20 protein-coding genes are annotated in these 24,604 nt (G+C 60.8%); 9 read left to right on the top strand and 11 right to left on the bottom strand.

The genetic code is table 11. The features are described 5' to 3' along the window. Positions 1 to 79: 79 nt before the first annotated feature. Genes R0125_RS13545 through cynS form a run of 4 tightly spaced genes read left to right on the top strand, consistent with a single transcriptional unit; the run spans position 80 to position 3,758 of the window. A complete protein-coding gene (locus R0125_RS13545) occupies positions 80 to 1,498 on the top strand; it encodes a CmpA/NrtA family ABC transporter substrate-binding protein (protein WP_317238532.1) in 1,419 nt (472 codons plus the stop codon). A 2-nt stretch (positions 1,499 to 1,500) separates the two neighbouring features. Next, a complete protein-coding gene (ntrB, locus tag R0125_RS13540; RefSeq protein WP_248185810.1) occupies positions 1,501 to 2,328 on the top strand; it encodes a nitrate ABC transporter permease in 828 nt (275 codons plus the stop codon). A 56-nt stretch (positions 2,329 to 2,384) separates the two neighbouring features. Beyond that, a complete protein-coding gene (locus R0125_RS13535; RefSeq protein WP_248185808.1) occupies positions 2,385 to 3,287 on the top strand; it encodes an ABC transporter ATP-binding protein in 903 nt (300 codons plus the stop codon). A gap of 27 nt (positions 3,288 to 3,314) precedes the next feature. Further along, positions 3,315 to 3,758, top strand: a complete 444-nt coding sequence (cynS, locus tag R0125_RS13530; protein ID WP_248185806.1) for a cyanase — start codon at positions 3,315 to 3,317, stop codon at positions 3,756 to 3,758. A gap of 194 nt (positions 3,759 to 3,952) precedes the next feature. Here the strand turns inward: cynS and R0125_RS13525 are convergent, their stop codons facing one another. Then, positions 3,953 to 4,231, bottom strand: coding sequence for an ACT domain-containing protein (locus R0125_RS13525; RefSeq protein WP_248184776.1), 279 nt, complete (start codon positions 4,229 to 4,231; stop codon positions 3,953 to 3,955). Beyond that, positions 4,228 to 5,934, bottom strand: a complete 1,707-nt coding sequence (gene ilvG / locus R0125_RS13520; protein ID WP_248184778.1) for an acetolactate synthase 2 catalytic subunit — start codon at positions 5,932 to 5,934, stop codon at positions 4,228 to 4,230. The genes R0125_RS13525 and ilvG overlap by 4 nt, the downstream gene beginning before the upstream one ends. Before the next feature lie 326 nt (positions 5,935 to 6,260). Between ilvG and R0125_RS13515 the strand changes: the two genes are divergently transcribed. Next, on the top strand, positions 6,261 to 7,343 hold the full coding sequence (locus R0125_RS13515; RefSeq protein ID WP_248184779.1) for an efflux RND transporter periplasmic adaptor subunit: 1,083 nt from the start codon (positions 6,261 to 6,263) through the stop codon (positions 7,341 to 7,343). Between the two features lie 5 nt (positions 7,344 to 7,348). Further along, complete coding sequence (locus R0125_RS13510) at positions 7,349 to 10,423, top strand: efflux RND transporter permease subunit (protein ID WP_317238531.1); 3,075 nt, start codon at positions 7,349 to 7,351, stop codon at positions 10,421 to 10,423. Between the two features lie 12 nt (positions 10,424 to 10,435). On the opposite strand, the gene R0125_RS13505 is transcribed toward R0125_RS13510, so the two are convergent. Beyond that, positions 10,436 to 12,067, bottom strand: coding sequence for a methyl-accepting chemotaxis protein (locus tag R0125_RS13505; protein ID WP_317238530.1), 1,632 nt, complete (start codon positions 12,065 to 12,067; stop codon positions 10,436 to 10,438). An 82-nt stretch (positions 12,068 to 12,149) separates the two neighbouring features. Here R0125_RS13505 and R0125_RS13500 point away from each other — a divergent pair, with 82 nt between their 5' ends. Next, positions 12,150 to 12,881: a pseudouridine synthase gene (locus R0125_RS13500; protein WP_317238529.1), complete on the top strand. Its 732-nt coding sequence runs from the start codon at positions 12,150 to 12,152 to the stop codon at positions 12,879 to 12,881. Here the strand turns inward: R0125_RS13500 and R0125_RS13495 are convergent. The 3 genes from R0125_RS13495 to djlA all read right to left on the bottom strand — a co-directional run bounded on the left by R0125_RS13495 (position 12,869) and on the right by djlA (position 17,226). After that, on the bottom strand, positions 12,869 to 14,758 hold the full coding sequence (locus R0125_RS13495) for a sensor domain-containing phosphodiesterase (protein ID WP_317238528.1): 1,890 nt from the start codon (positions 14,756 to 14,758) through the stop codon (positions 12,869 to 12,871). The genes R0125_RS13500 and R0125_RS13495 overlap by 13 nt on opposite strands. 137 nt (positions 14,759 to 14,895) lie before the next feature. Continuing rightward, positions 14,896 to 16,359, bottom strand: coding sequence for an amidase (locus tag R0125_RS13490; RefSeq protein ID WP_317238527.1), 1,464 nt, complete (start codon positions 16,357 to 16,359; stop codon positions 14,896 to 14,898). Positions 16,360 to 16,449: 90 nt separating this feature from the next. Beyond that, positions 16,450 to 17,226 carry a co-chaperone DjlA gene (gene djlA / locus R0125_RS13485; protein ID WP_317238526.1) on the bottom strand — a complete coding sequence of 259 codons (777 nt, stop codon included), beginning with the start codon at positions 17,224 to 17,226 and terminating at the stop codon, positions 16,450 to 16,452. A 243-nt stretch (positions 17,227 to 17,469) separates the two neighbouring features. Here djlA and alkB point away from each other — a divergent pair, with 243 nt between their 5' ends. Continuing rightward, positions 17,470 to 18,123: a DNA oxidative demethylase AlkB gene (gene alkB, locus R0125_RS13480; RefSeq protein ID WP_410797664.1), complete on the top strand. Its 654-nt coding sequence runs from the start codon at positions 17,470 to 17,472 to the stop codon at positions 18,121 to 18,123. Here the strand turns inward: alkB and R0125_RS13475 are convergent. The 5 genes from R0125_RS13475 to R0125_RS13455 all read right to left on the bottom strand — a co-directional run bounded on the left by R0125_RS13475 (position 18,120) and on the right by R0125_RS13455 (position 22,861). Beyond that, positions 18,120 to 19,400, bottom strand: coding sequence for an MgtC/SapB family protein (locus tag R0125_RS13475; RefSeq protein WP_317238525.1), 1,281 nt, complete (start codon positions 19,398 to 19,400; stop codon positions 18,120 to 18,122). The genes alkB and R0125_RS13475 overlap by 4 nt on opposite strands. Beyond that, positions 19,400 to 20,581: an NAD(P)/FAD-dependent oxidoreductase gene (locus R0125_RS13470; RefSeq protein ID WP_248184790.1), complete on the bottom strand. Its 1,182-nt coding sequence runs from the start codon at positions 20,579 to 20,581 to the stop codon at positions 19,400 to 19,402. The genes R0125_RS13475 and R0125_RS13470 overlap by 1 nt, the downstream gene beginning before the upstream one ends. 22 nt (positions 20,582 to 20,603) lie before the next feature. Then, complete coding sequence (locus R0125_RS13465) at positions 20,604 to 21,659, bottom strand: NAD(P)-dependent alcohol dehydrogenase (protein ID WP_248184791.1); 1,056 nt, start codon at positions 21,657 to 21,659, stop codon at positions 20,604 to 20,606. Between the two features lie 93 nt (positions 21,660 to 21,752). After that, positions 21,753 to 22,556 (bottom strand): PhzF family phenazine biosynthesis protein, encoded by an 804-nt coding sequence (locus R0125_RS13460; RefSeq protein WP_248184792.1) that lies wholly within the window; start codon positions 22,554 to 22,556, stop codon positions 21,753 to 21,755. Next, complete coding sequence (locus R0125_RS13455; RefSeq protein WP_317238524.1) at positions 22,553 to 22,861, bottom strand: hypothetical protein; 309 nt, start codon at positions 22,859 to 22,861, stop codon at positions 22,553 to 22,555. The genes R0125_RS13460 and R0125_RS13455 overlap by 4 nt, the downstream gene beginning before the upstream one ends. 179 nt (positions 22,862 to 23,040) lie before the next feature. On the opposite strand from R0125_RS13455, the gene R0125_RS13450 reads away from it, so the two are divergent. Beyond that, positions 23,041 to 24,450: a PLP-dependent aminotransferase family protein gene (locus R0125_RS13450; RefSeq protein ID WP_248184794.1), complete on the top strand. Its 1,410-nt coding sequence runs from the start codon at positions 23,041 to 23,043 to the stop codon at positions 24,448 to 24,450. The last annotated feature ends 154 nt before the right edge of the window (positions 24,451 to 24,604 follow it).

Here is a 24,604-nt window from a genome sequence, read left to right as displayed (position 1 = left end):
ATGTGCTCGGGGGTCAGAGTCGCCAATTGGTTGCACTGCAAGAGTGCACAACATCATCCGAGAGAAGGGAGAGTGCCCCATGACCACGAAAAGCCTTGGCAATCCGTTTGACGGCGACAAGTCGTTGATTCATGCAAAAACCTGCGGCTGCCCGGAATGCAAGACCGGGCAGAACGCCCCGTCGACCTCGTTGAACCTGCAGTCGGCCCCCCGCCAGGACGCTACCGAGGGCGCCATGGACTCCGAGGCGATGATGGACCGGGCGATTGAGAGCGCGGTGGTGCGCTCGGTATTCGGTCACAACGACCACTCTCGCCGCAGCTTCATGAAAATGATGGGCGCCGGTTCAGCGGCTGCGCTGGTCTCCACCGTATTCCCGCTCGATAAAGCCAAGGCGGCGGTGAAGGAATCCCTTGGCAAGCTCGAGAAGACCAAGCTGAACGTCGGGTTCGTGCCCATCACCTGTGCCACGCCGATCATCATGGCGCATCCCATGGGCTTTTATGAGCGCTATGGTCTTGACGTCACCGTGACCAAAACCGCTGGCTGGGCGGTGGCGAGGGACAAATCCCTGGCGGGCGAATACGACGCCTCCCACATGCTCACCCCGATGCCCCTGGCCATGAGCATGGGTGCAGGGTCGACCCCGGAGCCGTTTATCATGCCTGCGGTGGAGAACATCAACGGTCAGGCCATCGTTCTGCATGTGGATCACAAAGACAAGCGCGATCCCAAACAGTGGAAAGGCTTCAAGTTCGGGGTGCCTTTCGAGTACTCCATGCACAACTTCCTGCTTCGCTACTACCTGGCTGAGAACGGTATCGACCCGGATAAAGACGTGCAGATCCGTGTGGTACCGCCACCCGAGATGGTCGCTAACCTGCGGGCCGGTAACCTCGACGGTTATTTGTCGCCGGATCCGTTCAACCAGCGTGCCGTGTGGGAAAAAGTAGGCTTTATCCACATGCTCACCAAGGATATCTGGGAAGGTCATCCCTGCTGTGCCTTTGCCTGTAGCCAGAAGTTCGCCACCGAGAATCCAAACACTTATGGTGCGCTGCTGCGAGCGATCATCGACGCCACCCAGTACTCCAACATTCCCGAGAACCGTAAGGAAATTTCCGAGGCCATTGCGCCCAAGAACTATCTGAACCAGCCGGTACCGGTGATTCAACAGGTTCTCACGGGTCGCTATGCCGATGGCCTGGGCGAGGTGAAAAACGTGCCGGACCGCATCGACTTTGACCCGTTCCCGTGGCACTCCATGGGGGTGTGGATTCTGACCCAGATGAAGCGTTGGGGTTATATCGAAGGCGACGTGGACTACAAGGGCATTGCCGAGCAAGTCTACCTGGCCGGCGAAACCGGGAAGATTATGGAGGAGCTGGGTTACAGCGCTCCGAGCGAGACCTACAAGACTCACACCATCATGGGCAAGACCTTTGATCCGGAAAGTGCGGAAGAGTACACCCGCAGCTTTGCCATCGGGAGGGTGTGATCGTGGCTTCCCTGAATGTGCGGGCGGCGCTGTTGTCGGTGTCGTTTCTGATCCTGGCCCTGGGCATCTGGGAGATGGCGACCCAGCCTCCGGAAGCGCAGACCGGTATGACCGAGTATGAAATGCTGATGGGCGGTGCTGATCAGGAATCCCGGGTGCCGCCACCGTCAGCGGTGATCAAGCTCGCCTGGGCCGAGCTGTCCGACCCGTTCTATGACGCCGGGGCGAACGATAAGGGCATCGGCATTCAGCTGGGTTACTCGGTTTACCGGGTGCTCACCGGCTACCTTGCGGCCATGGCCATCGCACTGCCCATTGGCTTTCTGATCGGCATGTCACCGCTCATGTACAAAGCCCTTAACCCATATATCCAGGTGTTGCGGCCGATTTCACCGCTGGCCTGGATGCCGCTGGCGCTGTTCATCATTCAGGATTCCGATGCCTCCGCCATCTTTGTCATCTTCATCTGCTCGATCTGGCCCATGTTGCTCAACACCGCCTTTGGCGTGGCCAATGTGCGGCAGGATTGGGTGAACGTGGCCCGTACCCACGAGCTGGGGCCTTTGCGCACCGCCATCACGGTGATCCTGCCGGCTGCGGCGCCCACCATCCTGACCGGTATGAGGATCTCCATCGGTATCGCCTGGCTGGTGATCGTGGCGGCAGAAATGCTGGTGGGCGGCACCGGCATTGGCTACTACGTGTGGAACGAGTGGAACAACCTGGATCTGGCCAGTGTGATTTTCTCCATCGTGATGATCGGGGTGGTGGGTATGGTGCTGGATCTTGCCCTGGGCAAGGCCCAGAAGATGGTTGAGTACAAAGAATGAGCGGTTCGGTGCCGGCGAGCCGGTACCTGCCTCAAACCTCCGAAGGGAGCGCTGTTATGAATAAGTCATTCCTGGAAGTAGATGGTCTGTCGAAGGTATATCCGGACGGCCAGGGCGGCGATCTGACCGTCTTCGAGGATATCCGCTTTGCCCTGGAGAAAGGTGAGTTTGTCTGCATCATCGGTCACTCCGGTTGCGGTAAATCCACCATCCTGAACGTGCTGGCCGGGCTGGATGAAGCCAGTTCCGGCAACGTGGTGATGAACGGCAAGGAAGTGAAAGGCCCCGGGCTGGAGCGGGGCGTGGTCTTCCAGAATTACAGCTTGCTGCCTTGGAAAACCACCCTTAACAACATTGTGTTCGCCGTCCGCGCTCGCTGGCCGAAGTGGTCCAAGGAGCAGGTTCGAGAACACAGCGAACGCTACCTGAGCATGGTAGGGCTGGATCACGCGCTGAACCGCAAACCCTCCCAGCTTTCCGGCGGTATGCGCCAGCGGGTCAGCATTGCTCGTGCATTCGCCACGCAGCCGGAACTGTTGCTGCTGGACGAGCCGTTCGGTGCGCTGGATGCGCTTACCCGTGGGGTGATTCAGGACGAACTGGTCAAAATCTGGGAAGAAACCCGTCAGACCGTGTTCATGATCACCCACGACGTGGACGAAGCCATTCTGCTCTCTGACCGCATCTTCCTGATGTCCAACGGCCCCAATGCCCGTATCGCCGAGAGCGTGAAAGTCGACATCCCGCACCCCAGGGCGCGCGCCACCATTTTCCAGAACCCGGCCTACCACAAGACCCGGGATTACCTGGTGGACTTCCTGGTCAACCGCAGCGGTTCGGCGTTGCCGGAAAAAGACGGCAGCCCGAAGTTCGTCGAGCCCGCCAGGGGGGATGCTACCGCTGCGTCCGCAGCCACAGAGTCTGAAGCCGAATCTGCCGCCCGCGCGGTAAACGCCTGACGTTAATTGCCAAGAGAGGAATCACCCATGATGAACAAAGAACTGATGACTGCAAAAATCCTGGAAGCCAAGGCCACCAAAGGCGTGTCCTGGGAAGCCCTGGCCGAGGCCATCGGCATGTCGCCGGTGTTCACCACCTCGGCCTGCCTGGGGATGAACAGCATGACGGAGGACAAGGCGTTTGCCGTGTGTGAGACCCTGGGACTGGAGAAGTCGATTGCCGAAGCACTGCAGGTCTGCCCGAAGAAAGCCTGGGACAGCGCCGTGCCCCAGGACCCGCTGATTTACCGCCTGTACGAAATCGTGGGGGTGTATGGTGACACCATGAAGGAACTGATCCATGAGAAATTTGGTGACGGCATCATGAGTGCGATCGATTTCACCATGGACATCGAGAAGGAGGAGAACCCCAAGGGGGATCGCGTGGTTGTTACTTTGAATGGGAAGTTTTTGCCCTACAAGGCCTGGTAGGTTTGGGAGTAGCCTGCCTCTTGTAGCCTGTTGGTTTAGGGGCGGGCTTGCGGGGTGGCAGGTGGAGTTTTTTCTTGGAAAAAGAACTCGCTTCGCTCAGACACCTTCTGCTTTTCATTTCTTGTCTTTTACTTCGCATCCCCGCGTACCCGCCCCGCAACCCACAGGCTACAGAAATCAACTCCCAACCCGGGTCACGCCGACCGAGACCGGGCAACAGCACCCTGACCAAGGGCGACGTCCACCACCGTATGCAACTTCTCCAGTTGCGACTGCAACATGGCAATCGGCCGGGAGCCCTCAAGGGTCAGGGCGATGTCGAGATGCTCCCCGGCGGATTCCACTGCCATTCGGGCGATGCGAAACCCACGAATGCGGATCACCTGGCACAGGCGCTCCAGGGCGGCGGTTTCCTGGGCCATGCGGCAGTTGAGGGTGTAACTCGGTATCGAGGTATCCGCTTGCGGGGTCATGCTACGTGCTCCTTGTTTGCCGTGCTGGGGCGTCGGGTTTCGTCGATCATCTCGCGGTTGCTGGCGCCGGGTTTGACGATCGGCCATACGTTGTCCTCGCGGCTGATGGCCACGTGCAGCAGCATCGGGCCGTCGTAGGCGAGGATGGTTTCGATGCCGCGGCGGATCTGGTCGGTGCGCTCGATGCGCAGGGCCGGGATGTCGAAGGCGCGGGCCATAGCCACGAAATCGGGGTTGTCGTCCAGGTTGATCTGGCTTTCGCGGTTGCCGTAGAACAGCTCCTGCTGCTGGCGCACCATGCCCAGACACTGGTTGTCCATCACGATGAGTTTCACCGGCAGGTTGTAACGGCGGATGGTGGCCAGTTCCTGGGCGTTCATCATGAACGAGCCGTCGCCGGTGACGTTGATCACGGTGCTGGCACGATCCGCAAACTGCGCGCCGATGGCGGCCGGCAATCCGAATCCCATGGTGCCCAGGCCGCCGCTGGTGAGGTGATGGCGGGGGTGGTCGAATTCGTAGTGCTGGGCGACCCACATCTGGTGCTGGCCCACATCGCAGGCCACGAGGGTGTCGTCCGGTGCGATGCGGGAAAGCTGGCGGATGAACGCCGGGCCGGTGATCGGGGCCAGGGGTTCCTCGTTGTCTGCAGCACTGAAGCCGCCGGTGGTGTGCCAGGTGCGGCATTGTTTCTGCCAGTCTGGAATGGTCAGTGGTTCGCGCTCAAGAGCGCCGGTCAGATGTTCCAGAATGACGTTCAGCTCGCCTTTTATGGCCAGATCCGCCGGGCGCAGTTTGTTGATCTCGGCGGCGTCGGCGTCGATGTGAATCATCTTTGCGTTGGGCGCAAAGCCATTCAGGTTACCCGTGGCGCGGTCGTCCAGACGGGCGCCGATGACCAGTAACAGGTCGCACTCGTCCACTGCCTTATTGGCAGCGCGGGAGCCGTGCATGCCGAGCATGCCGAGGTTGTGAGGGTTGTGTTTGCCAGGGTTGCCGATGCCTTTCAGGGTGACCACCGCCGGCAGGGCGGATGACTCGGCAAACACGCGGAAGCCGTCTTCGGCATGGGCCAGGCTGATGCCGCCGCCGCTGTAGAGCAAGGGCTTGCGGGCGGCGTGGAGCATGGCCAGAGCATCGGTCAGGTCGGGGCAGCTGGAACCGCTTTCCTGTGGCTCGCTGGAAGGGAAGGGCGCAGCGGCAACCTCGGTCAACAATACGTCTTTGGGAATGTCGATCCACACCGGCCCCGGCCGGCCGCTCTGCGCCAGCGCCATGGCTTCTTCCATGACGGTGGGCAGGGTGTCGGCGTCGTCGATCAGGTAGCTGTGTTTAACGATGCCGAGGGTCATGCCCAGCACGTCGGTTTCCTGGAAGGCGTCGGTACCGATGAGCCCGGACGGCACCTGGCCGGTGATGACCAGCATCGGAATGGAGTCCCGGTGGGCGTTGGCGACGCCGGTGATCAGGTTGGTGGCGCCGGGACCGGAGGTGGCAATGCATACGCCCAGTTTGCCGCTGGCGCGGGCGTAGCCGTCGGCGGCCAGGGCGCAGGCCTGTTCGTGGCGGCACAGTACGTGTTCTACGCCCACATCGTCCACCAGCGCATCGTAGAGCGGCATGATGCAGCCGCCCGGATAACCGAAAACCGTGCTGATGTGGTGGCGGTGGAACGCGTCAAGAATGTGCTGTGCGCCGTTCATGGTCGTTTTTCCCTTTTTTCTTGCTGCAAAAAAAAGCCCCCGGGACCTTTCGGTGCCGGGGGCTCTTGGTGTCTTGTCAGGTTTGTCGCTATCTCACCCGCTTGTCCACGCAAGAGCCCCCGGACGGTACCACGACCACCAGGACAAGCTTCACAAGGACGATAACAGCGTTAAGATTCATGAGATTCGGGCGACGACTCAAGCTGGGTTAAGAATCATCAAAAGTTAACCCGAGCCTGGCCACTGACGCAACCCCTAATGTCACTTTTTTGTGATACCGTTTGTCTCCTTTCAAATACAACGCATGCGCAATAAACGAGAAGAACATGAGCAAGAGCAGGTGGGGCTCCCTGGGGTTGGCATTACTGATCGTAATCGGGTTGGTGCTCTGGATGGCCAGTGGCGAGGTCAAAGTGGCGCAGCAGGACGCGCCGGAGATGAAAGAGCCACCGGCCCCGGAGCGCACCCGGGTTGAGGTGGAAACCCTTGCGGCTCGCCTGTATGAGCCCGGGCTGATGCTGCAGGGGCAGCTGGAACCCTGGCGGACGGTGGCCATCAGTGCCGGGGTGAGCGGTACAGTTGAAGAGCTGATGGTGCGTCAGGGCGAGCGTGTAGCGCAGGGGCAGACGCTGTTGCGACTGTCTGATGATGGTCGCCAGGCGGGCGTTGAACGCTGGCAATCGCAGATCCGTAAACTGGAGGCTGATCTTGCCGCCGCCCAACGCCTGGGCGCGAGCAATCTGGCGAGCCAGTCCGACATCCTCGGGTTGCAAAGCGAGCTGGCCGGTGCCCGTGCGGAGCTGGCAACCGTGCGCAAAGCGACCAGAGATCTGACGCCCACCGCGCCCTTCGACGCCGTGGTAAACCGCCGCCATGTGGATCTCGGCAGTCTCGTCCAGCAGGGCACTGCGCTGCTGGATCTGGTGCAGGTGGATCGCCTCAAGGCAACCGGACAAGTCCCACAGCAGTCGGTAAGCCAGGTCGAGGAGGGGCAGAAGGTTATGGTTCGGCTGCTGGACGGCGGTTCGCTGGAGGGCGAGGTGACCTTCGTGGCCAGCGCCGCTGATCCTGACACCCGCAGTTTCGCTGTTGAAGTGACGGTGGAAAACCCTGAGCTGAAACGCGTTGCCGGTGGCAGTGCGACCCTACGCATTGCTCTGCCGGAAACCCGCGCGACGTTTATTTCCCCGGCCTACCTGTCTCTCGGTGACGACGGCCGCCCCGGTGTGCGTTATGTGAATGATCGCGATGAGGTGGTGTTCCGCACGGTGAGATTGCTGAACGTGACCACCGATGGCGCCTGGGTCAGTGGGTTGCCGGATGAAATCCGGCTGATCACCCGTGGCGGCGGATTTGTCGCGATCGGCCAGGAAGTTGAGCCGGTTGACCGTGACAGTAACCGGGGCTGATCCGTATGCGCGCACTGATTCACGCGGCGCTTGACCGCAGCCGCACCACACTGCTGACGCTGACCTTTCTGCTGTTGGGCGGCGTGGCTGCGTTTTACAGTATCCCCAAGGAAGCCAACCCCGACGTCACCATCCCAATGATCTACGTGTCCATGACGCTGGAGGGCATCAGCCCTGAGGATGGCGAACGATTGCTGGTACGGCCTATGGAGCAGGAGCTGCGATCCCTGGAAGGGGTGAAGGAAATGCGTGGCACGGCTTCCGAGGGACACGCTTCGGTCATGCTGGAGTTCGATGCCGGCTTTGATCCGGACAAAGCATTGCAGGATGTGCGCGAAAAAGTCGACACTGCCCGCGCCAAGATTCCCCAGGAGGCAGACGAACCGCGGGTGAACGAGATCAACGTGTCGTTGTTTCCGGTGCTGTCGATCGGGCTTTCCGGACCGCTTTCCGAGCGTGAACTGATTACCATCGCCCGTCGGTTACAGGATGCGATTGAAGGCATCCCCGAAGTGCTGGAAGTGGACATCGGCGGGGATCGGGAAGACCTGCTGGAAGTGGTGGTGGATCCGCAGGTGCTGGAGAGCTACGGCGTCGATTTTGACCAGTTGGCCTCGCTGGTCACCCGCAACAACCAGCTGGTGGCAGCGGGCAGCCTGGACACCGGCGCGGGGCGGATGGCCATCAAGGTGCCCGGCGTGATCGAGAATATCGAAGACGTGATGTCCATGCCCATTAAGGTCAGTGAAGACACTGTGGTCACGTTTGGTGATGTTGCCATGTTGCAGCGCACCTTCAAGGATCCCACCGGATTTGCCCGTATCAATGGCGAGCCAGCTCTGGTGCTGGAAGTGTCCAAACGCGCAGGCGCCAACATCATCGAAACCATTGCCGAGGTGCGCGGGCTGATCGAGGCGGCCGGATCTGAATTGCCGGACGAACTCGAAGTGCGTTACATCATGGACCAGTCCACCGAAGTACGGGACATTCTCAGTGACCTGCTGAACAACGTGCTGACCGCCATCGTGCTGGTGATCATCGTGGTCATCGCCGCCATGGGGCCGCGCTCAGCGGTGCTGGTGGGCCTGACCATTCCCGGTGCATTCCTCACCGGCATTCTGGTGATCTGGGGCATGGGGCTGACCCTGAATATCGTGGTGTTATTCAGTCTCATCCTGGTTGCGGGCATGCTCGTGGACGGCGCCATCGTGGTGTCGGAGCTGGCAGACCGTAACCTGTCAGAAGGTCAGACGGTGCGCTCTGCCTGGGCTGACGCCGCAAGCCGGATGGCCTGGCCGATTATTGCCTCCACCGCAACCACGCTGGCGGTTTTCGCGCCCTTGCTGTTCTGGCCGGGGGTGGTGGGTGAATTCATGAAATTCCTGCCGATCACGGTGATTATCTGCCTGGCCGCTTCGCTGTTGATGGCGCTGGTGTTCCTGCCGGTGCTTGGCGGTGTCAGCGGTGGCCGCCGGGCCCGGCACAGTGCAAGTGGCGGCGCCATGATGGCCGGTTACCGCAAGGTGCTGGGTACTCTGCTGAGTTATCCCGGCTTTACCCTGCTGGGCGTATTGGCGGTGATTGTGGTGATCTACGCCGGCTATGCCCGCTTCAACTACGGGGTGGAGTTCTTTCCCAGCGTGGAGCCGGATTCCGCTCAGGTGCAGGTGAGAGCCCGGGGGGATCTGTCGGTTTGGGAGAGAGACAGCATTGTTCGTACTGTCGAGCAACGCCTGCAGGATATGCCTGAAGTGAAAGCTCTGTATGCCCGCTCCATGGTCGCCGCCGGTAACCAGATGGCGCCGGATGTGATCGGGGTGCTGCAATTCCAGTTCAACGATTGGTTCACCCGCCGGCCGGCAAGCGACATTCTCGAGGACTTCCGGGAACGCACCGCAGACATTCCCGGTATCGAACTGGAATTCCGCAAACAGGAGGGCGGCCCCGCCGATGGCAAACCTGTCGAGCTGAAGGTCAGCAGTCTGGAGAGCAATAAGCTTAATGCCTATGCGGATCAGCTGCGGGAGCGAATGGCGGCGATGGGCGGATTCGTGGATATCGAAGACGATCGCAGTCTGCCCGGCATTGAATGGCAGTTGAAGGTAGACCGGGAATCCGCAGCGCTGTTTGGTACCGATGTGTTGAGCGTGGGGAGCGCCGTTCGCCTGATTACCAACGGGCTGGTGCTGGCCACCTACCGGCCGGAGGATGTCCGCGATGAGGTGGATATTGCCGTGCGGGTACCCAATAACTGGCGCGAACTCGACCAGTTCCAGCGTCAGACCATCAACACCGCACGCGGGCAGGTGCCATTGTCAGAGTTTGTGGCTCTGGAGCCCGGCCAGAAAACCGGCAGCATTGTGCGGGTGGACGGCCAGCGCACCATCACCATCAAGTCAGACCTTGAGCCCGGGCGCCGGGTGGATGAATTGCTGCGCAGCCTGCAGGCCGACATGCCGGAACCGCCGCAGGGCGTGACTGTGCAGGTGGCTGGCGAAAATGAAGATCAGCAGCAGGCGGCCAATTTCCTGGCCACGGCTTTTCTGGTGGCCATCGCGTTGATGCTGCTGATACTGGTTACCCAGTTCAATTCCCTCTATCAGACCTTCCTGATCCTGTCCGCGATTGTGCTGTCCACTGCCGGCGTGCTGCTGGGGCTGCTGCTCAATGGCCAGTCTTTCGGCATTGTAATGGTGGGCATGGGTATCATTGCCCTGGCCGGTATTGTGGTGAACAACAACATCATTCTGATCGATACCTACAACCAGATGCGCAAGAGCGGCATGGCAGCCTACGAGGCGGCACTGGAGACCGGCTGTCTGCGTCTGCGACCGGTGCTGCTGACCGCGGTGACGACTGTGCTTGGTCTGACGCCGATGGTGCTGGGCGTCAATATCGATTTGCTGACGCCGTCACTGGGCATCGGTGCACCGTCTACCCAATGGTGGACCCAGCTCTCCAGCGCCATCGCCGGTGGTCTGACCTTCGCAACGGTACTGACGCTGCTGCTGACCCCGGCCCTGTTGGTGCTGGGGGACAAGGCGGGGCAGGGCGTTCATCGCCTGTTCCGCAGGCGCTGACAGACCCCCGGATCAGGAAGGCAGCCTGATCCGGTCGGCCAGTTGGCGCGCAGCGGAGGCCATCTGCTCCAGTTCGGGCACCGAGTGACGGTTCTCTTCGGCGGCCCGGTTCATTGTCTCCGAGATATCCGCCACCTCGGTGATGTTGCGGTTAATATCCTCAGTAACGCTGGTTTGCTCTTCCGCGGCGGTGGCAACCTGAGCAGTGGCGTCGTTAACGCTGACCATGCGCTGGTTGATCTCCATCAACGTGTTGCGAACGGCGGCGACGGCTTCGCTGCTCTCCTGACTCACTACTTCACTGGCCTGCATGAATTCCGTGGCGTCTCTCGAACCCATGGTAATGGTTCCGATAATACGGTCAATCTCGACGGTTGCGTCCTGTGTCTTGGCGGCGAGGGTGCGCACTTCGTCTGCCACGACGGCAAAGCCGCGTCCCGCCTCACCGGCCCTTGCGGCTTCGATGGCGGCATTCAGGGCAAGCAGGTTGGTCTGATCGGCGATTTCGCGGATCACTTTCATGACATCGCCAACTTTACGACCGTCCGTCGCCAGCTTGTTCACAGTACCGGACGAGCTGCGGATCTGGTCAGCGAGGCGGTCCATGCTGGCCATGGCACTGTTGATCTGCCGGTCGGCCTCATCGGTTCTGGCCGACGTATCCTGAACTTCACTGGCAACCAGGGCAGCATGCCGTGCCACGTCCTGCGCGGTGGCTGACATTTCGTTCATCGCCGTGGCAATCTGGTCAATGCGTTGGTGCGCCTGATCAGACTGGTGGGAGACGGTATCGGCATTGGCTTTGATCAGCCCACCGGTTTTCTGCAGGCTGGTCGCATTCTGCGACATAAGCTGTCCGGTTTCTGACAAGAAGGCGTAAAGGTTTCTGGCGGCGTCCGCGAGCTTGCCCAGCTCGTCTTTTCTGTGAATCCGTGTGGGCTCGGAGAGGTCACCCTCACCCAGTCGGTGCAGTTGTCCGATCAGTTCCTGAGTGGGCCTGACCACAGAGCGCAGCAGCACGATAACGCAGGCCAGAGTGCCCAGCACGATGGCAACAATCATGAGCGTACCCACCCGCCATGTGTTTTTGGTTACGGTGGTGTTCAGGGTTTCGGCGTCTTGCAGCCCGATGGTGCGTACCCGTTGTGATGCCTCCTCGATCAGCTTTGACGGCTCACGATCAATGCCCTGTACGGCGCGGTCACCTGCCCCTGCGCGAAAACCGGAAGACACAAAGGCTTCGTAACCCTGACGGTAGGCCGTGCCCATGTCACGGTGCGCACTTTGAAAACGAGTCATCAGATTGCGGGCGTTGTCGTCTGTCAGCTGGGGGATCAGGCTGTTTAACTGACTCTGGATCAGCGTTTCCTGGGACTGGAACTGTTTCCAGTATTTTTCCCTCTGGCCCTGATCAGATCCCCGGATCAGCACGTTCTTCCATTCCTGGACCTGGGTTTTGAATTCGCCCAGGATGTCCTGGGCCTCCAGCGCATGAACCATTTCCACGCTGGCAAGGTGGTTGTAGTCGTCCCGGGCCTGGAGCGAGTGGTTGAAGTAGATGATGGCAACCAGGGCAACCACCAGATTCGCAGCCAGAATGATCGATAGAACGCGATTGAGAATGCTGCGGGAATACCAGCTCATGGTTGTGTGTCCTGTTAGCGCGAAGAGTGAAAAGGTAATATCGGCAGTCCAACCTCTTTCTTTATGACAGTTACGTGAATTCATGCCGAACAATCCCCTGACAGAGCTGTATCGCGATGATGCGGTGCTGGTTGTGCACAAGCCGGCGGGGTTACTGGTGCATCGCAGCCCCATTGACCGCCACGAAACCGAGTTTGCACTGCAGTACGCCCGGGCCCTGAACGGCGGCGGGCATGTGTACCCGGTGCACCGTCTGGACCGGCCCACGTCCGGTGTACTGGTGTTCGCACGTGATCCGGAAATCGCGCGGGTGCTGGGCCAGCAGATGATGGCCGGGGAAGTCAGCAAAACCTATCTGGCGGTCGTCAGAGGCTGGCCGGCGGAGCAGGGGGTAATTGATCACCCGCTGCGGGAGGAACCGGAGGACCGGCGGCTGAAGGGGATGGAACACCCTGTGCGGGAAGCCGTTACCGGTTACCGCAGGCTGGCGACCACGGAAGTCCCCGTGCAGGTGGAGACCTACCCATCCAGCCGCTATGCGGTGGTCGAGCTGAAGCCGGAGACTGGGCGCAAGCATCAGTTGCGCCGGCACATGAAACACATCAGCCACCCCATCATTGGAGATGCCAATCATGGGCGAGGGCGCCACAACCGGTATTTTGCCGAGCGTTTTGGCGAGGGTAGGCTGATGCTGGCGGCCACCAGCATCGGGTTCCGGCACCCGGTGACGGGCGCGGCTGTCAGAATCGAGAGTTTTCTTGAAGACAGTTTTACCCGGGTGTTGGCGATATTCCCCGGGTTTCAGTGGCCTTGAAAGAAGCGTTCAGTCAGCTCCGTGAAAGGCAGGGGTTTGCTGTACAGGTAACCTTGCAGAAAATCGCAGCCTTGCTCCACCAGCCACTGTTCGTGAGCTTTGGTTTCGACGCCTTCGGCCACCACCATCAGCCCGAGACCGCGGGCGAGACCCAGTATGGACAGCGTGATGGCGCAATCGTCTTCATCGTCGGGCAGCTGGTTGATAAACGAACGGTCGATCTTGATGCGTGAAAATGGCAGGCTTTTGAGTCGCGCCAGAGAGGAGTAGCCGGTGCCGAAATCATCAATGGCCAGTTCCGCCCCGGCCTCCACCAGCCGCTCGAGCACGCCGGCCAGGGTGTTGAAATCGCCCTGGATAGAGTCTTCGGTGACCTCGAACTGCAGGGCATTGACCGGCATCGCGTGTTCCGCGCACAGGGCTTTGACCTTGTCGGGCAGCTCGGCGACCAACACCTGCTCCGACGACAGGTTGACGGAAATCACCGGCAACTGCAGGCCGCGGTCGCTGGCTTCACGCCAGTTGTCACACACCCGCGTCAGCACGCATTCCCCCAGCGCATACATCAGCCCGCCACCGCGGGCAATGTCGAGGAATTCGATGGGGGCAAGCCAGCCCCGGTTCGGGTGATTCCAGCGTACCAGCGCCTCCATGCTGACCATACGCTTGCCGGAGGCATCCAGGATCGGCTGGTAGAACACGTCCAGCTCGCGGTTGTTGATGGCCGCCCGCAGTTCCCGCTCCAGAGCAAAGCGGGATTGCGCACTGATCTGGATGGCGGAATCAAACACCGTGGCCTGGGCCCGGCCGAGATGCTTGGCGTGATACATGGCCGCCTCGGCACCCCGCAGCAGCTCCCGGGCTCGTTGGCAGTCCTCCGGCAAATGGCAGATGCCCAGGCTGGCGCTGACGCTCAGCGATTGCCCCGCCACCCGGATCGGCTGGCGTATCACGTCCTGAATCTGTAGCGCAGTGTCGCCAATGGAGTCTGCCTTGGTGTGGTTGCGGATCAGCAATGCAAACTCATCACCGCCGATTCGCGCCAGCAGATCCTTGCCCTGCAGCCGCAGGCTGCGCAGGCGCTGGCCGATTTCGGCAATCACCGCATCGCCAACCTGGGGGCCGAGGCCATCGTTGATGGTTTTCAGGCGGTCGACGTCGATCCAGATCAGGGCCAGACTGCCCTGACCGCGCCTGTTAATCTTCCCGGCCAGGTACGAGACCCGCTCCCGCAGAGAGTCCATGTTGGCCAGCCCGGTCTGGGAGTCAAAGCGGCTGATGTAGTCCAGCGCCCGCTTGGAGTTCATCCAGCGTTCATGGGTGTTGATCAGGCTGACGGTATCGGCAATGGCGACGGCAAACGACATTTCCGGTAGCGTCCATTGCCTTGGGTGACATGCCTCCAGGCAGATCACGCCGCTCAGCCGCGAGCCCTCGAAAACCGGGGTGTCCAGCATGGAATGAACGCCGACCCTGGTAAGGTAGTCCGGGTTGAAGCTGGCGGTGCGTGGGTCGGTGTGGGCATCGTCGACGGCGATGATGCGCTCTTCGGCAATGGCCTGAAAATAGTTGGGGTGATCCGAGCGGTAGAGGCTGATCGGGCTCGGGTCAGTGCTGTGGGTGTTGGAGGTGGCTGGCGAGGCGCAGGGTTCACCGCTGCTCGCAGCCTCATGGCCGTCAAACAGGGTTTCACAGGTAATGCGATCCCGCTCCGGTGGGAAGATCCAGACGCTGACCCGCTCGACGCCCATCAGGCGACCGCATAACGCGGTCAGCGCCTCGAGTTTCAGGTGCCGCCGCTGGCCGATGAAGTGTGAGTCGTGGCTCAGTTCCATCAGGGCTTTGTGATAGGTCACAAAGGTGTCGCTGTCTCGCATTGTGCTGCAGTCCCATCCTTTTGGAAAACTACGGTGTTTGCGGCAGTTTGGTTCCTTTCTCTCGCGCCTGCCACATCACTTCCATAGTGGCAGCGCAGTTTTGACCTGTCTAATTCTAGACTACCTCGGACCTTTCACTAGACGGCGGCAACCGGAGGGGGTGTCACCGATCGGGTGATGGATCGTGCCAGTGATGGCCACGGCCGGGCCTCTTCCAGGGCATAGGCCAGCTCCAGCAGGGTTCGTTCGCCACCGTGACGCCCCATGAGGTGCACGGCAATCGGCAGGTTATTGAGGGTCTGGCCCATGGGTAAGGCGATGGCCGGTGCACCGGTGGTATTAGCCAGCGGTGTGAAGCTGACATAGCGGGTCAGCCGCTCGAAAAGCTGGTCGAAATCCTGCTCCGGGTTGAGGTAACCAATCTCCGGGGTGGTGTGGCCCAGCACGGGTGTCAATATGGCGTCGTAGTCCTCAACCGCAGCGGCGTAATCCTGCGCCGAGCGATGCAGTCGCCAGAGCGTGGCAGGCAATTTGTAGAACTGTTTGCGGAACAGCCGGTCCAGCCCCTGGGTCAGTCCGTCCACCCTGGATTTGTCGAAACCGGGGTGCATCAGCTTGCGACCGTTGGCCTTCACGCCAAAAGCCAGCATTCCCCAGTAGCGGGCGAAATCGTCCGGAAAAGTGGAGGCAATAGGCACATCCATCGGTACGATGCGATGCCCCATACCTTCCAGCAATCGCGCGGTGTGTTCAACGGTCTCCCGGGTTGCCGGGTCGGTGGGATGGCCATTGATGGAATCCAGCACCAGACCAATGGTCATCGGGCGTGACGACGCACCCTCCACCAGACCCAGTTCCGGTAACTTGCGGTTGCGGAAGTGCTTTTCCGCCTCGGCATAAAAGCGGGCGGTGTCGCGAACACTGCGGGTCACCACGCCGTCACACACAATGTTGATGGGCAGGGCTTTCGCCGCTTCGTTGTCCACCAGCCGCCCACGGCTGGGTTTCAGGCCCACCAGGCCGCAGCAGGCGGCCGGAATGCGAATGGAGCCGCCGCCATCGTTGGCGTGCGCCAGAGGTACCACCCCCGCCGCAACGAGGGCAGCGGAACCTCCGGACGAGGCGCCAGTGGAGTAGGCCAGATTCCAGGGGTTGCGGGACGGCGGTGCTCCGGCATGCTCGGTGCTGGCGTTGAAGCCGAACTCCGGCAGGGCGCTCTTGCCGAGGCAGACATAGCCCTGGGCCAGCATCTGTTCCGCAAAGGCGCCGGTTGTCGTGGCGGCCTCGGGGGGAACGGCGGCAGAGCCGTGGCGTGTCGGCATGCCTATGACATCCATGTTGTCCTTGATGAATGTCGGTACGCCGTGGAAGAAACCATCGACAGAACGCACCGGCCCTTTGGCGGCTTTCTCGAACGCCTCGAAGACGATGCCCTGAATAAAGGGCTCAACCTGCCGGGCGCGTGCGATGGCGGCGCTGGTCACTTCGGCTGTTGAAATCTCGCCCCGCCGGATCAGATCGGCGATCGCTGTGGCGTCATGATCGCCGAGAGCATCGTCCTGGAAGGCGTGGATGGTATCCGGTTGTTCCCGCATGGTCATGGTGTGGCTCCTGAGCGTTGTTGCAACACTCTAGTCCAATTCCTAACGTGACGGTATGTCATATCGGGAAACTCCGAAGTGCAAACCGACTCAGCCGGCTTTGCGCGCGTCTTTGATCACGTCGTAGGCATGGGAGATCTCGCGGGTGCGCTCTTCCGCCATTTCCCGCATGCTTTCCGGTAATCCGCGCCCGGCCAATTTGTCCGGGTGGTTTTCACTCATCAGTTTGCGATACACCTTCTTGATGTCCGCATCGCTGGCGGAGGGTGAAACCCCGAGGGCCTTGTAGGCGTCGTCTACCTGTTGTGCGGATGAGGGTTGGCCACGGCCTGCCTGACCTGCATGGGCACCACGGAGCATTGCTTCCAGCTGATCCACCTGGCTCTCCGGCAAGCCCAGGCCGCGGGCAATACGCACCAGCATCTCGTGCTCTGCCGGGTGTACTACGCCGTCAGCGGCTACGGCCGAGACCTGCACCTGCAGGAACATCTGCAGCAGTGCCGGTTGGCCACCGGTCACGGTCAGGAAATGGCTGAGCTCGGCCTCGAGGTCGAAGTCTGCCTCTTTGCCGCGGTTGAATGCTGCTTTGGCTGATGCCTTCTGCGGTTCTGACAGGCGGAAACGCACAAACAGGGATTCCGCCATCTGGATTTCATCCTGGCTGACCACACCGTCGGCTTTGCACAGGGCGCCCATGACTGCGAAAACCGAATCCACAAAGCCGGACTGGATGCTCTGCAGCTTACCCAGCAGCCGGCGTTTCAGCCGCTGCATCAGGAATGCGCCAATGGCCGCTCCTATCAGAAAGCCGGGAAATTTGCCGAACGCGTACCCGATCAGACCACCAATGATGATTGCAAACAGCATGGATATCCCTTCAAAGACGATAGATAAGCGCTAAAGTATACGGGTTTTCAGTCAGTTTTCATGAACAGGCTTTCATCTACGTCATCGACCTTCCGCGCCCATATGCATCCGAGGATGCCTGTGTTGACTGATGTTTTGCGGACATCATTGATCCTTGAGCCAATGAGAGAACGTATCCGGACATTGATGAGGTAGACCGTGCCGCGCATTTTTTCTTTTCCGGAGACCCAACGGGAGGCCCATGTGACAACGTCGGACCTGTTTGCAGCCGAACTGCCGGAGCCATGGACAGAGGCCATCTGCCCGGGGGCGGTGATCCTTCGGCATTTTGCATTGCCGCAGGAGGCAGCCTTGCTGGGAAGTATTGCTGAGGTCACCGAGCAGTCGCCGTTCCGGCGGATGCAGACTCCGGGTGGCCACACCATGTCGGTGGCCATGAGTTGTTGTGGTGGCTGGGGCTGGGTGACGGACCGGGCGGGCTATCGCTACCAGGCAACGGACCCACAAACCGGGCAGCCGTGGCCGGACATGCCTGAGAGTTTCCGCCGGCTTGCCGCAGGTGCTGCCGCCGCGGCCGGCTACGCCAACTTCCAGCCGGATGCCTGTCTGATCAACCGTTACCAGCCGGGCGCCAAAATGGGGTTGCACCAGGACAAGGACGAACAGGATTTTGACCAGCCCATTGTGTCGGTATCACTCGGTGTGCCGGCCACCTTCCAGTTCGGTGGTCCCAGGCGCAGCGAGCGGCCGCTGAATACGGTGTTAGTCAGTGGCGACGTGGTTGTATGGGGTGGCGAGGCGCGGCGTTTTTACCACGGTGTGCTGCGCCTGAAAGCCGGCCAGCATCCGCTGACAGACGAGAATCGCTACAACCTGACCTTCCGCCGGGCTCGTTAAAGCAGCCACGCCGTCGTCAGACCAGCGAGTAGCGACACCGTCATGGGCACGCCCACCAGCAGTCCCAGCTGGCGGGTGCCCAGGCTGCCCGCGATGCCGGCCTTGACCAGATTGTTGGTGGCGGCGGCCATGACGATGGCAATCACCGCCGTGGTCATGGGAATGGCGTCCTGGGACATCCGGGTCAGTGACAGGGTGATGGCGTCCACATCGGCAATGCCGGAGGTGATGGCCAGCATGTAGATGCCGAGATTGCCCAGCCAGTCCCGCAACAGCTCACCCAGTAACAGAATGACTGTGAGCAGGATGCCGAACCCGACTGCGGATTTGAGATCCAGCGGGTTCTGGGTCAGTGTCGGCTGAGAGACCTCCAGCTTGGCTTCATGGCGTTTCCAGATTACCAGCGCCGGCACATAGAGCAATGCGGACATGATCACCACGGGCCAGACCAGCAGTGATAACAGCGCTGGGTTGATCAGCGCGCAATACACCAGAATGCGGGGAAACATGGTGCCGCAGGCAATCAGAATACCACTGGCGAACTGCGGGCTCAGCTCGGGCGCCCGGGTGGCCTGCCGGGCGAAATGCAGGGTCAGTGCGGTGGACGAACTCAGCCCGGCAAACAGGCTGGTGAACAGAATGCCTTTTTTCATGCCGGCGAGCCGGATGGCGAAGTAGCCCACAAAGGAAATAGAGGCAATCAGCACCACCAGCCACCAGATTTCATAGGGATTCAGCACACCGCCGGGCCCCATCTTTTCGTTCGGTAGCAGCGGCAACATCACCACCGAGATCAGCAGCAGCTTCAGCGCTGCGTCCAGTTCGTGGGCCTGTAGGCGATTAACGAAGCCGTGAATTTCCTGTTTGCTGTCCAGAATCACCGCAGTGATCACGGCCGCCGCGATGGCGATGACCGGGTCCACGGCAACGGCGATGGCGCCGTAGCAGAAGGTGAGCACCATGCCGACGGTGCCGGTAATGCTGAAATTACGAATATGGGAAAGGCGCTGGCTGTAGGCCACCAGTGCCATTGCCACCACGCTGATCAGCAGAACCGGAAATGCCCATTGGGTGATCTCCGCGCTCAGAACTGCGGAAATGCCCCCGAGCAGACCGATCAGCGAGAACGTGCGAATGCCGGCAATGCGTTCGCCGGCTTGCTGCTCGCGCGCCCCCCAGCCCCGCTCCAGGCCGATGACCGCACCCAGAAGCAGCGCCAGGGCCAGGCGCAGGGCGGTCTGGTTGGTGTTCAGAAACTGCTGGGTGATGTCATCCATTACGCACTGTTTCCTGCCGCCACGCCTGACGCCCATGCCCACTGGAAGTTGTGGCCGCCGAGATGGCCGGTTACGTCCACCACCTCACCGATGAAATACAGGTTCGGACGCTCCAATGTCGCCATGGTTCTGGACGACAGCTGACGGGTGTCGACGCCGCCGAGAGTGACTTCCGCAGTGCGATAGCCCTCGGTACCGGCGGGCTTGATGGCCCATTGGTTCAGTGTAGCTGCTACCTGATCAATGTCGCTGTTCTTGTAGCCCTGCAGGGGGCCGGTCCAGCCATGCAGATCATTGAAGGCACTGGCGAAGCGTTTCGGCAGATGCTGAGCAAGATAGTGTGCGACGGTGGCTTGAGGCCTGTTTTTGCGCAGGTCGAGCAGGTCCTGCTGAACCGGACAGGCGGGCAGCAGGTTGATGGCAAGACCGTCTCCGGGCTGCCAGAAACTGGAGATCTGCAGCATCGAAGGGCCGCTGAGGCCGCGATGGGTCACCAGCATGGGTTCGCGGAAATGATCGTTGCGACAGCTCACATCAACCTCGCAGCTGATGCCGGCCAGCGGGGCCAGCTGCTCTTTCAATTCCGGGTGCAGGGTAAAGGGCACCAATCCGGCCCGTGTTGGCAGCACTGTGAGTCCGAATTGTCTGGCGATGTCATACCCGAAACCGCTGGCCCCCATGGTGGGAATCGACAGTCCGCCGCAGGCAACGACAAGGGAGTCGCCAGTGACCGATCCCGACCCGGTGGCCAGATGAAAACCGGTGGGGGTCTCGGTGATGTCTCCGATTCGGGTTTTCAGCCGAATATCTGCACCGGCCCATTCGCACTCGGTCAGCAGCAGATTGAGAATGTCTTTCGCGCTGTGTTTGCCGAACAGTTGACCCGGTGCTTTTTCTTCGTATTCCACGCCATGGCGGTCCACCAGCTCGAGAAAGTGCTGGGGCGTGTACCGTTTCAGCGCAGAAATGCAGAAATGGGGGTTGTCGGAAAGAAAATTGGCCGACGTGCTGTTGAGGTTGGTGAAATTGCAACGCCCGCCACCGGACATCAGAATTTTCTTGCCCGGCTTGTTGGCGTGGTCGATTACCAGGACCCTGCGGCCCCGGTAACCGGCCGTTGCCGCACACATCAGGCCAGCCGCGCCGGCGCCGATAATGATGACATCGTAGTGTGCGGCCATGAAAACTCCTTAAAAAACGGTATTATCCGTTCTTCAGGGTCTTCATATCAATGACGAAGCGGTATTTCACATCGCCTTTCTTCATGCGCTCGTAGGCGTCGTTGATGTTGTGGATGTCGAGCATTTCCACGTCACAGCTGATGTCGTGCTCGGCGCAGAAATCCAACACTTCCTGGGTTTCCGGCATGCCACCGATCAGCGAGCCTGCCAGTACCCGCCGTTTGAACACCAGCGCTCCGGCTTCCAGCGGTGGCTCCACCGGTTCCAGCAAGCCGACGATGATATGAGTGCCGTCGTAGGTCAGGCAGTTCAGGTACGGATTCAGGTCGTGCTGGACCGGCACGGTATCGAGCATGAAGTCGAAGGTTTCGGCGACAGCCGCCATCTGGTCCTCGTCGGTGGACACCACCACATGGTCGGCGCCCTGCTTCTTCGCTTCGCCGACTTTGCTCTCGGACCGGGTGAAGATGGTGACTTCGGCCCCCAGGGCTTTGGCAAATTTCACGCCCATGTGACCAAGGCCGCCCATACCGATAACGCCCACCTTGTGGCCGGCTTTGACGCCGTAATGGCGCAGTGGCGAATAGGTGGTGATGCCCGCACACAGCAGCGGCGCGGCGGCCTTGATGTCCAGTTTCTCCGGCACCCGCACCACGAAGCGTTCGCTGACCACGATGCGTTCGGAATAGCCGCCGTAAGTGATAGAGTGGTCGTGACGGTCCTCGCCGTTGTAGGTGCCGGTCATACCGTTGCTGCAGTATTGCTCCAGCCCCGCATCACAGGCGGAGCAGGTGCGGCAGGAATCCACCATGCAACCTACACCCACCACATCGCCCTCCTTGAAGGCTTTTACTTGCGGCCCGACCGATGTCACGCGGCCAACAATCTCGTGACCCGGAACCACCGGGTACTCGGTGACGCCCCAGTCGTTCTGTGCGAAATGGATGTCGGTGTGGCATACGCCGCAGTAATCGATCTCGATGGCGACGTCATCCGGGCGGGGCGCCCGGCGCTCAATGTTGTGAGGCGCCAGGCCTGAGGTGGGGGATTGCGCTGCGAACGCTTTCGTCTGTGTCATGGTTCAGGCTCCTTTCGACTATGGTTGCGGGTTATACTCTGAGTTACCCGGAAGCTATCACACAACACCATGTCGGTTTTGTAACTTGCCGCGCTAAAGATGCACCTGTCCCTCCATGTAAAAGGCGGCCTGGCCGGCAATCTCGACCCGATCGCCTTTCAGTTCGCAGCGAAGCTCACCGCCACGTGCCGACAGCTGACGAGCCAGAAAGCGGGTGCCCCCGAGTTTATCGGCCCACCAGGGCACCAGAACGCTGTGGATAGAGCCGGTGACCGGGTCTTCATCAATGCCGAACCCGGGTGCGAAGTAGCGGCTGACGAAGTCGCAGTTCTCGCCGCGGGCCGTCACAATCACGCCCTGGTTGCCCAGCTGTTTCAGTAGCCGCATGTCGGGATTGGCGTCCAGCACCGCCTGTTCCGATTCTAGGGTCAGCAGGTAGTTGGTGTCGTTGGGAACGAACAGGGCGGTGCCGGGTGCCCCGGGCAGTGCCTGTTTCAGCAGATCCGGTGTGGCCACCTCCTGCCAATCGAGTCGCGGAAAGTTGAGCGTTAGCCACCCGTCGGCGTTTTGCCGCACCCCGAGAATGCCGCTCTGTGAGCGCAAGCGAATGCGTTCATCGCACCAGCCCAGTTTGTTGAAGATCACCCAGGCACTGGCCAGGGTGGCGTGCCCGCAAAGGGGCACTTCAGCGCTTGGGGTGAACCAGCGGATGTGGAAGTCGGCCTCGGCACTGACGTTATCGCGAACGAAAAAGGCAGTTTCAGACAGGTTGTTTTCGCCCGCCAGTGCCAGCAGGGTGGCGTCGTCAAGCCAGTGGTCCAGAGGCATGACGGCAGCCGGATTGCCGCCGAACAGTTCGCCGGTGAAGGCGTCAAGCTGGTAGATCGGAAAACTCATGGGCATGTCTCCTTCAGAAGTCGTCTAGCGTATTCGTGGGCTTTGCCGGTGGCAAACCCCTCAAGTTCCGCGTCGCTGTATAAGTGCCATTCGGGCAGGGCATCGGTGTGGGTCAGCACCCAGTGGTGTGGGCGCCGCTGGCTGATCCGGAAGCCGAGGTCTGTCAGCCATTGTGTTGTGGCGCGGTTGCCGTTGAGCACGGCAGGTTGTTGCAAGTGGGTGGAGAGTGCCAGCAGATCTTTTCTGCTGATGCCTGTCGATGATGGCTCGGTGGTCCCGGGCAAGCCCCGGTTCAAGGCGTTCATGGCGAAAGTCCCTCTTCCGTTGTTTGACGATGCCATTTTGAGTCGTCGCTGACATCCATTACAGATTCAGATAACCTGTTTTTGAACCGGTACAGATGATCTGCCAGGAGAACTGTACCGGTCGGAATCCGGGTGATCTGTACTGCCCGTGACAGCCGCGGCTCTGGCAGGATAGCGTTATGGGGATTCTCTATAATCAGGTGGCAGATCAGATCCAGGCCCTGATTCGCGATGGCGTATATCGCGAAGGCGAGCGCCTGCCCGGCGTGCGGGTTCTTAGCCGTCAGTTCGGGGTCAGCATCTCGACCGTATTGCAGGCACACCAGACGCTTGAAGGCCGGGGGTATGTACAGGCCCGGGAGCGCAGCGGTTTCTTCGTGCGCGTGCCGGCGAGGGACGCGCCTGAGCCGATCATGCAGCGATATCGGGCACGGCCGATGCCCGTCAGCGCTCGGGATATGGCGCTTGAGCTGTGTGTGGATGAGCAGAAGCGCATGGTGCCGCTTGCCGCCGCGGTGCCGCACCCGGAGTTCCTGCCTGTGCGCCAGATCCAGCAGTCGATTCTGTGGGCGGCGCGGCGAGGGCTGGAGTATCAGGATTATGCGTTCCCCGGCAAGGAGTCCTACCGGCGACAGCTGGCCCAGCGCATGGCCACTCTGGGCGTGCCCATCACCGCCGATGACGTGCTTGCCACCAACGGCGCTCAGGAAGCCATCATTCTGGCTTTGCGGGCAGTGACTGTGCCCGGTGACATCGTGGTGGTGGAATCACCCTCATTTCCCGGCATTCTTCATGCGCTGGAGGTGGTCGGCCTGCGGGTAATCGAGGTGCCCACCCACCCGGCGGAAGGGCTCAGCCTCGAGGGGCTGCAGGTGGCCCTGGAACAGTGGCCGGTGAAAGCCTGCGTGGTGGTGACCAATCACAGCAATCCGATGGGGGCGTGCATGCCCGACGAGCGCAAGCAGCAGCTGGTCGCCATGCTGGAGGACGCGGGAGTCCCGCTCATCGAGGACGATATCTACGGTGACCTGTTCCACAGCGGCGAGCGCCCGCGACCCGCGAAAGCCTTTGATCGAACCGGCAACGTGATTTACTGCAATTCCTTCTCCAAAACCATATCCCCGGGGCTGCGACTGGGCTGGATGGTACCGGGCCGCTATATGGCGGAGGCCAGGCAGCACAAGTATTTTGTGAATCTGGCGACCGCCAGTATTCCTCAGCTGGCGGTGGGGCATTTTCTCGAGCAGGGCGGATACGACCGTTACCTGCGGTCGGCCCGGCAGCACTACCGCCAGAGCACGGAGCGCATGCGCGCCGCAGTGGCCCGCTGGTTCCCCGAGGGCACAGCCGTCAGCCGGCCTCAGGGGGGCTTTGTGATCTGGGTGCAGTTGCCGGGCAAGGACACCGGCACGGACGTGTATTACCGGGCCCGACAGGAAAACATCAACGTGGCACCGGGGATGATGTTCTCCACGGCGGATAAGTACAGCAATTGCCTGCGGATTAACAGCGCGAATCCCTGGTCGGACCGGATTGAGCAGGCAGTGCGCCGGTTGGGGGAGTTGGCCGGGGAGTCCCTGAACCGGTAACTGTCTGAGCGACAGCGGGCTCCGTCAATGGGCGTGATGGTTATCGGCCTGCTGACGGCTACACTGTACTACCTAGGTGCAATTTCTGATCGCCGGCCTGTCGGATACCCTTTTACTCATTTGAAGTCTCGTTGTTAAAACGCACGCCCCCTCA

The organism is Marinobacter sp. M-5 (assembly GCF_032911545.1).
Lineage (GTDB): Bacteria > Pseudomonadota > Gammaproteobacteria > Pseudomonadales > Oleiphilaceae > Marinobacter > Marinobacter goseongensis.
The sequence above is the reverse complement of the archived record's forward strand: the minus strand, read 5'-3'. Positions and strand labels throughout refer to the sequence as shown.

Excerpts from the sequence above, each read along its gene's own strand:
- R0125_RS13545 (WP_317238532.1), top strand. The coding sequence starts at position 80 with ATGACCACGAAAAGCCTTGGCAATCCGTTTGACGGCGACAAGTCGTTG.
- R0125_RS13535 (WP_248185808.1), top strand. The coding sequence starts at position 2,385 with ATGAATAAGTCATTCCTGGAAGTAGATGGTCTGTCGAAGGTATATCCG.
- cynS (WP_248185806.1), top strand. The coding sequence starts at position 3,315 with ATGATGAACAAAGAACTGATGACTGCAAAAATCCTGGAAGCCAAGGCC.
- R0125_RS13525 (WP_248184776.1), bottom strand. The coding sequence starts at position 4,231 with ATGACCCCGCAAGCGGATACCTCGATACCGAGTTACACCCTCAACTGC.
- ilvG (WP_248184778.1), bottom strand. The coding sequence starts at position 5,934 with ATGAACGGCGCACAGCACATTCTTGACGCGTTCCACCGCCACCACATC.
- R0125_RS13515 (WP_248184779.1), top strand. The coding sequence starts at position 6,261 with ATGAGCAAGAGCAGGTGGGGCTCCCTGGGGTTGGCATTACTGATCGTA.
- R0125_RS13510 (WP_317238531.1), top strand. The coding sequence starts at position 7,349 with ATGCGCGCACTGATTCACGCGGCGCTTGACCGCAGCCGCACCACACTG.
- R0125_RS13505 (WP_317238530.1), bottom strand. The coding sequence starts at position 12,067 with ATGAGCTGGTATTCCCGCAGCATTCTCAATCGCGTTCTATCGATCATT.
- R0125_RS13500 (WP_317238529.1), top strand. The coding sequence starts at position 12,150 with ATGCCGAACAATCCCCTGACAGAGCTGTATCGCGATGATGCGGTGCTG.
- R0125_RS13495 (WP_317238528.1), bottom strand. The coding sequence starts at position 14,758 with ATGCGAGACAGCGACACCTTTGTGACCTATCACAAAGCCCTGATGGAA.
- R0125_RS13490 (WP_317238527.1), bottom strand. The coding sequence starts at position 16,359 with ATGACCATGCGGGAACAACCGGATACCATCCACGCCTTCCAGGACGAT.
- djlA (WP_317238526.1), bottom strand. The coding sequence starts at position 17,226 with ATGCTGTTTGCAATCATCATTGGTGGTCTGATCGGGTACGCGTTCGGC.
- R0125_RS13475 (WP_317238525.1), bottom strand. The coding sequence starts at position 19,400 with ATGGATGACATCACCCAGCAGTTTCTGAACACCAACCAGACCGCCCTG.
- R0125_RS13470 (WP_248184790.1), bottom strand. The coding sequence starts at position 20,581 with ATGGCCGCACACTACGATGTCATCATTATCGGCGCCGGCGCGGCTGGC.
- R0125_RS13465 (WP_248184791.1), bottom strand. The coding sequence starts at position 21,659 with ATGACACAGACGAAAGCGTTCGCAGCGCAATCCCCCACCTCAGGCCTG.
- R0125_RS13460 (WP_248184792.1), bottom strand. The coding sequence starts at position 22,556 with ATGAGTTTTCCGATCTACCAGCTTGACGCCTTCACCGGCGAACTGTTC.
- R0125_RS13455 (WP_317238524.1), bottom strand. The coding sequence starts at position 22,861 with ATGAACGCCTTGAACCGGGGCTTGCCCGGGACCACCGAGCCATCATCG.
- R0125_RS13450 (WP_248184794.1), top strand. The coding sequence starts at position 23,041 with ATGGGGATTCTCTATAATCAGGTGGCAGATCAGATCCAGGCCCTGATT.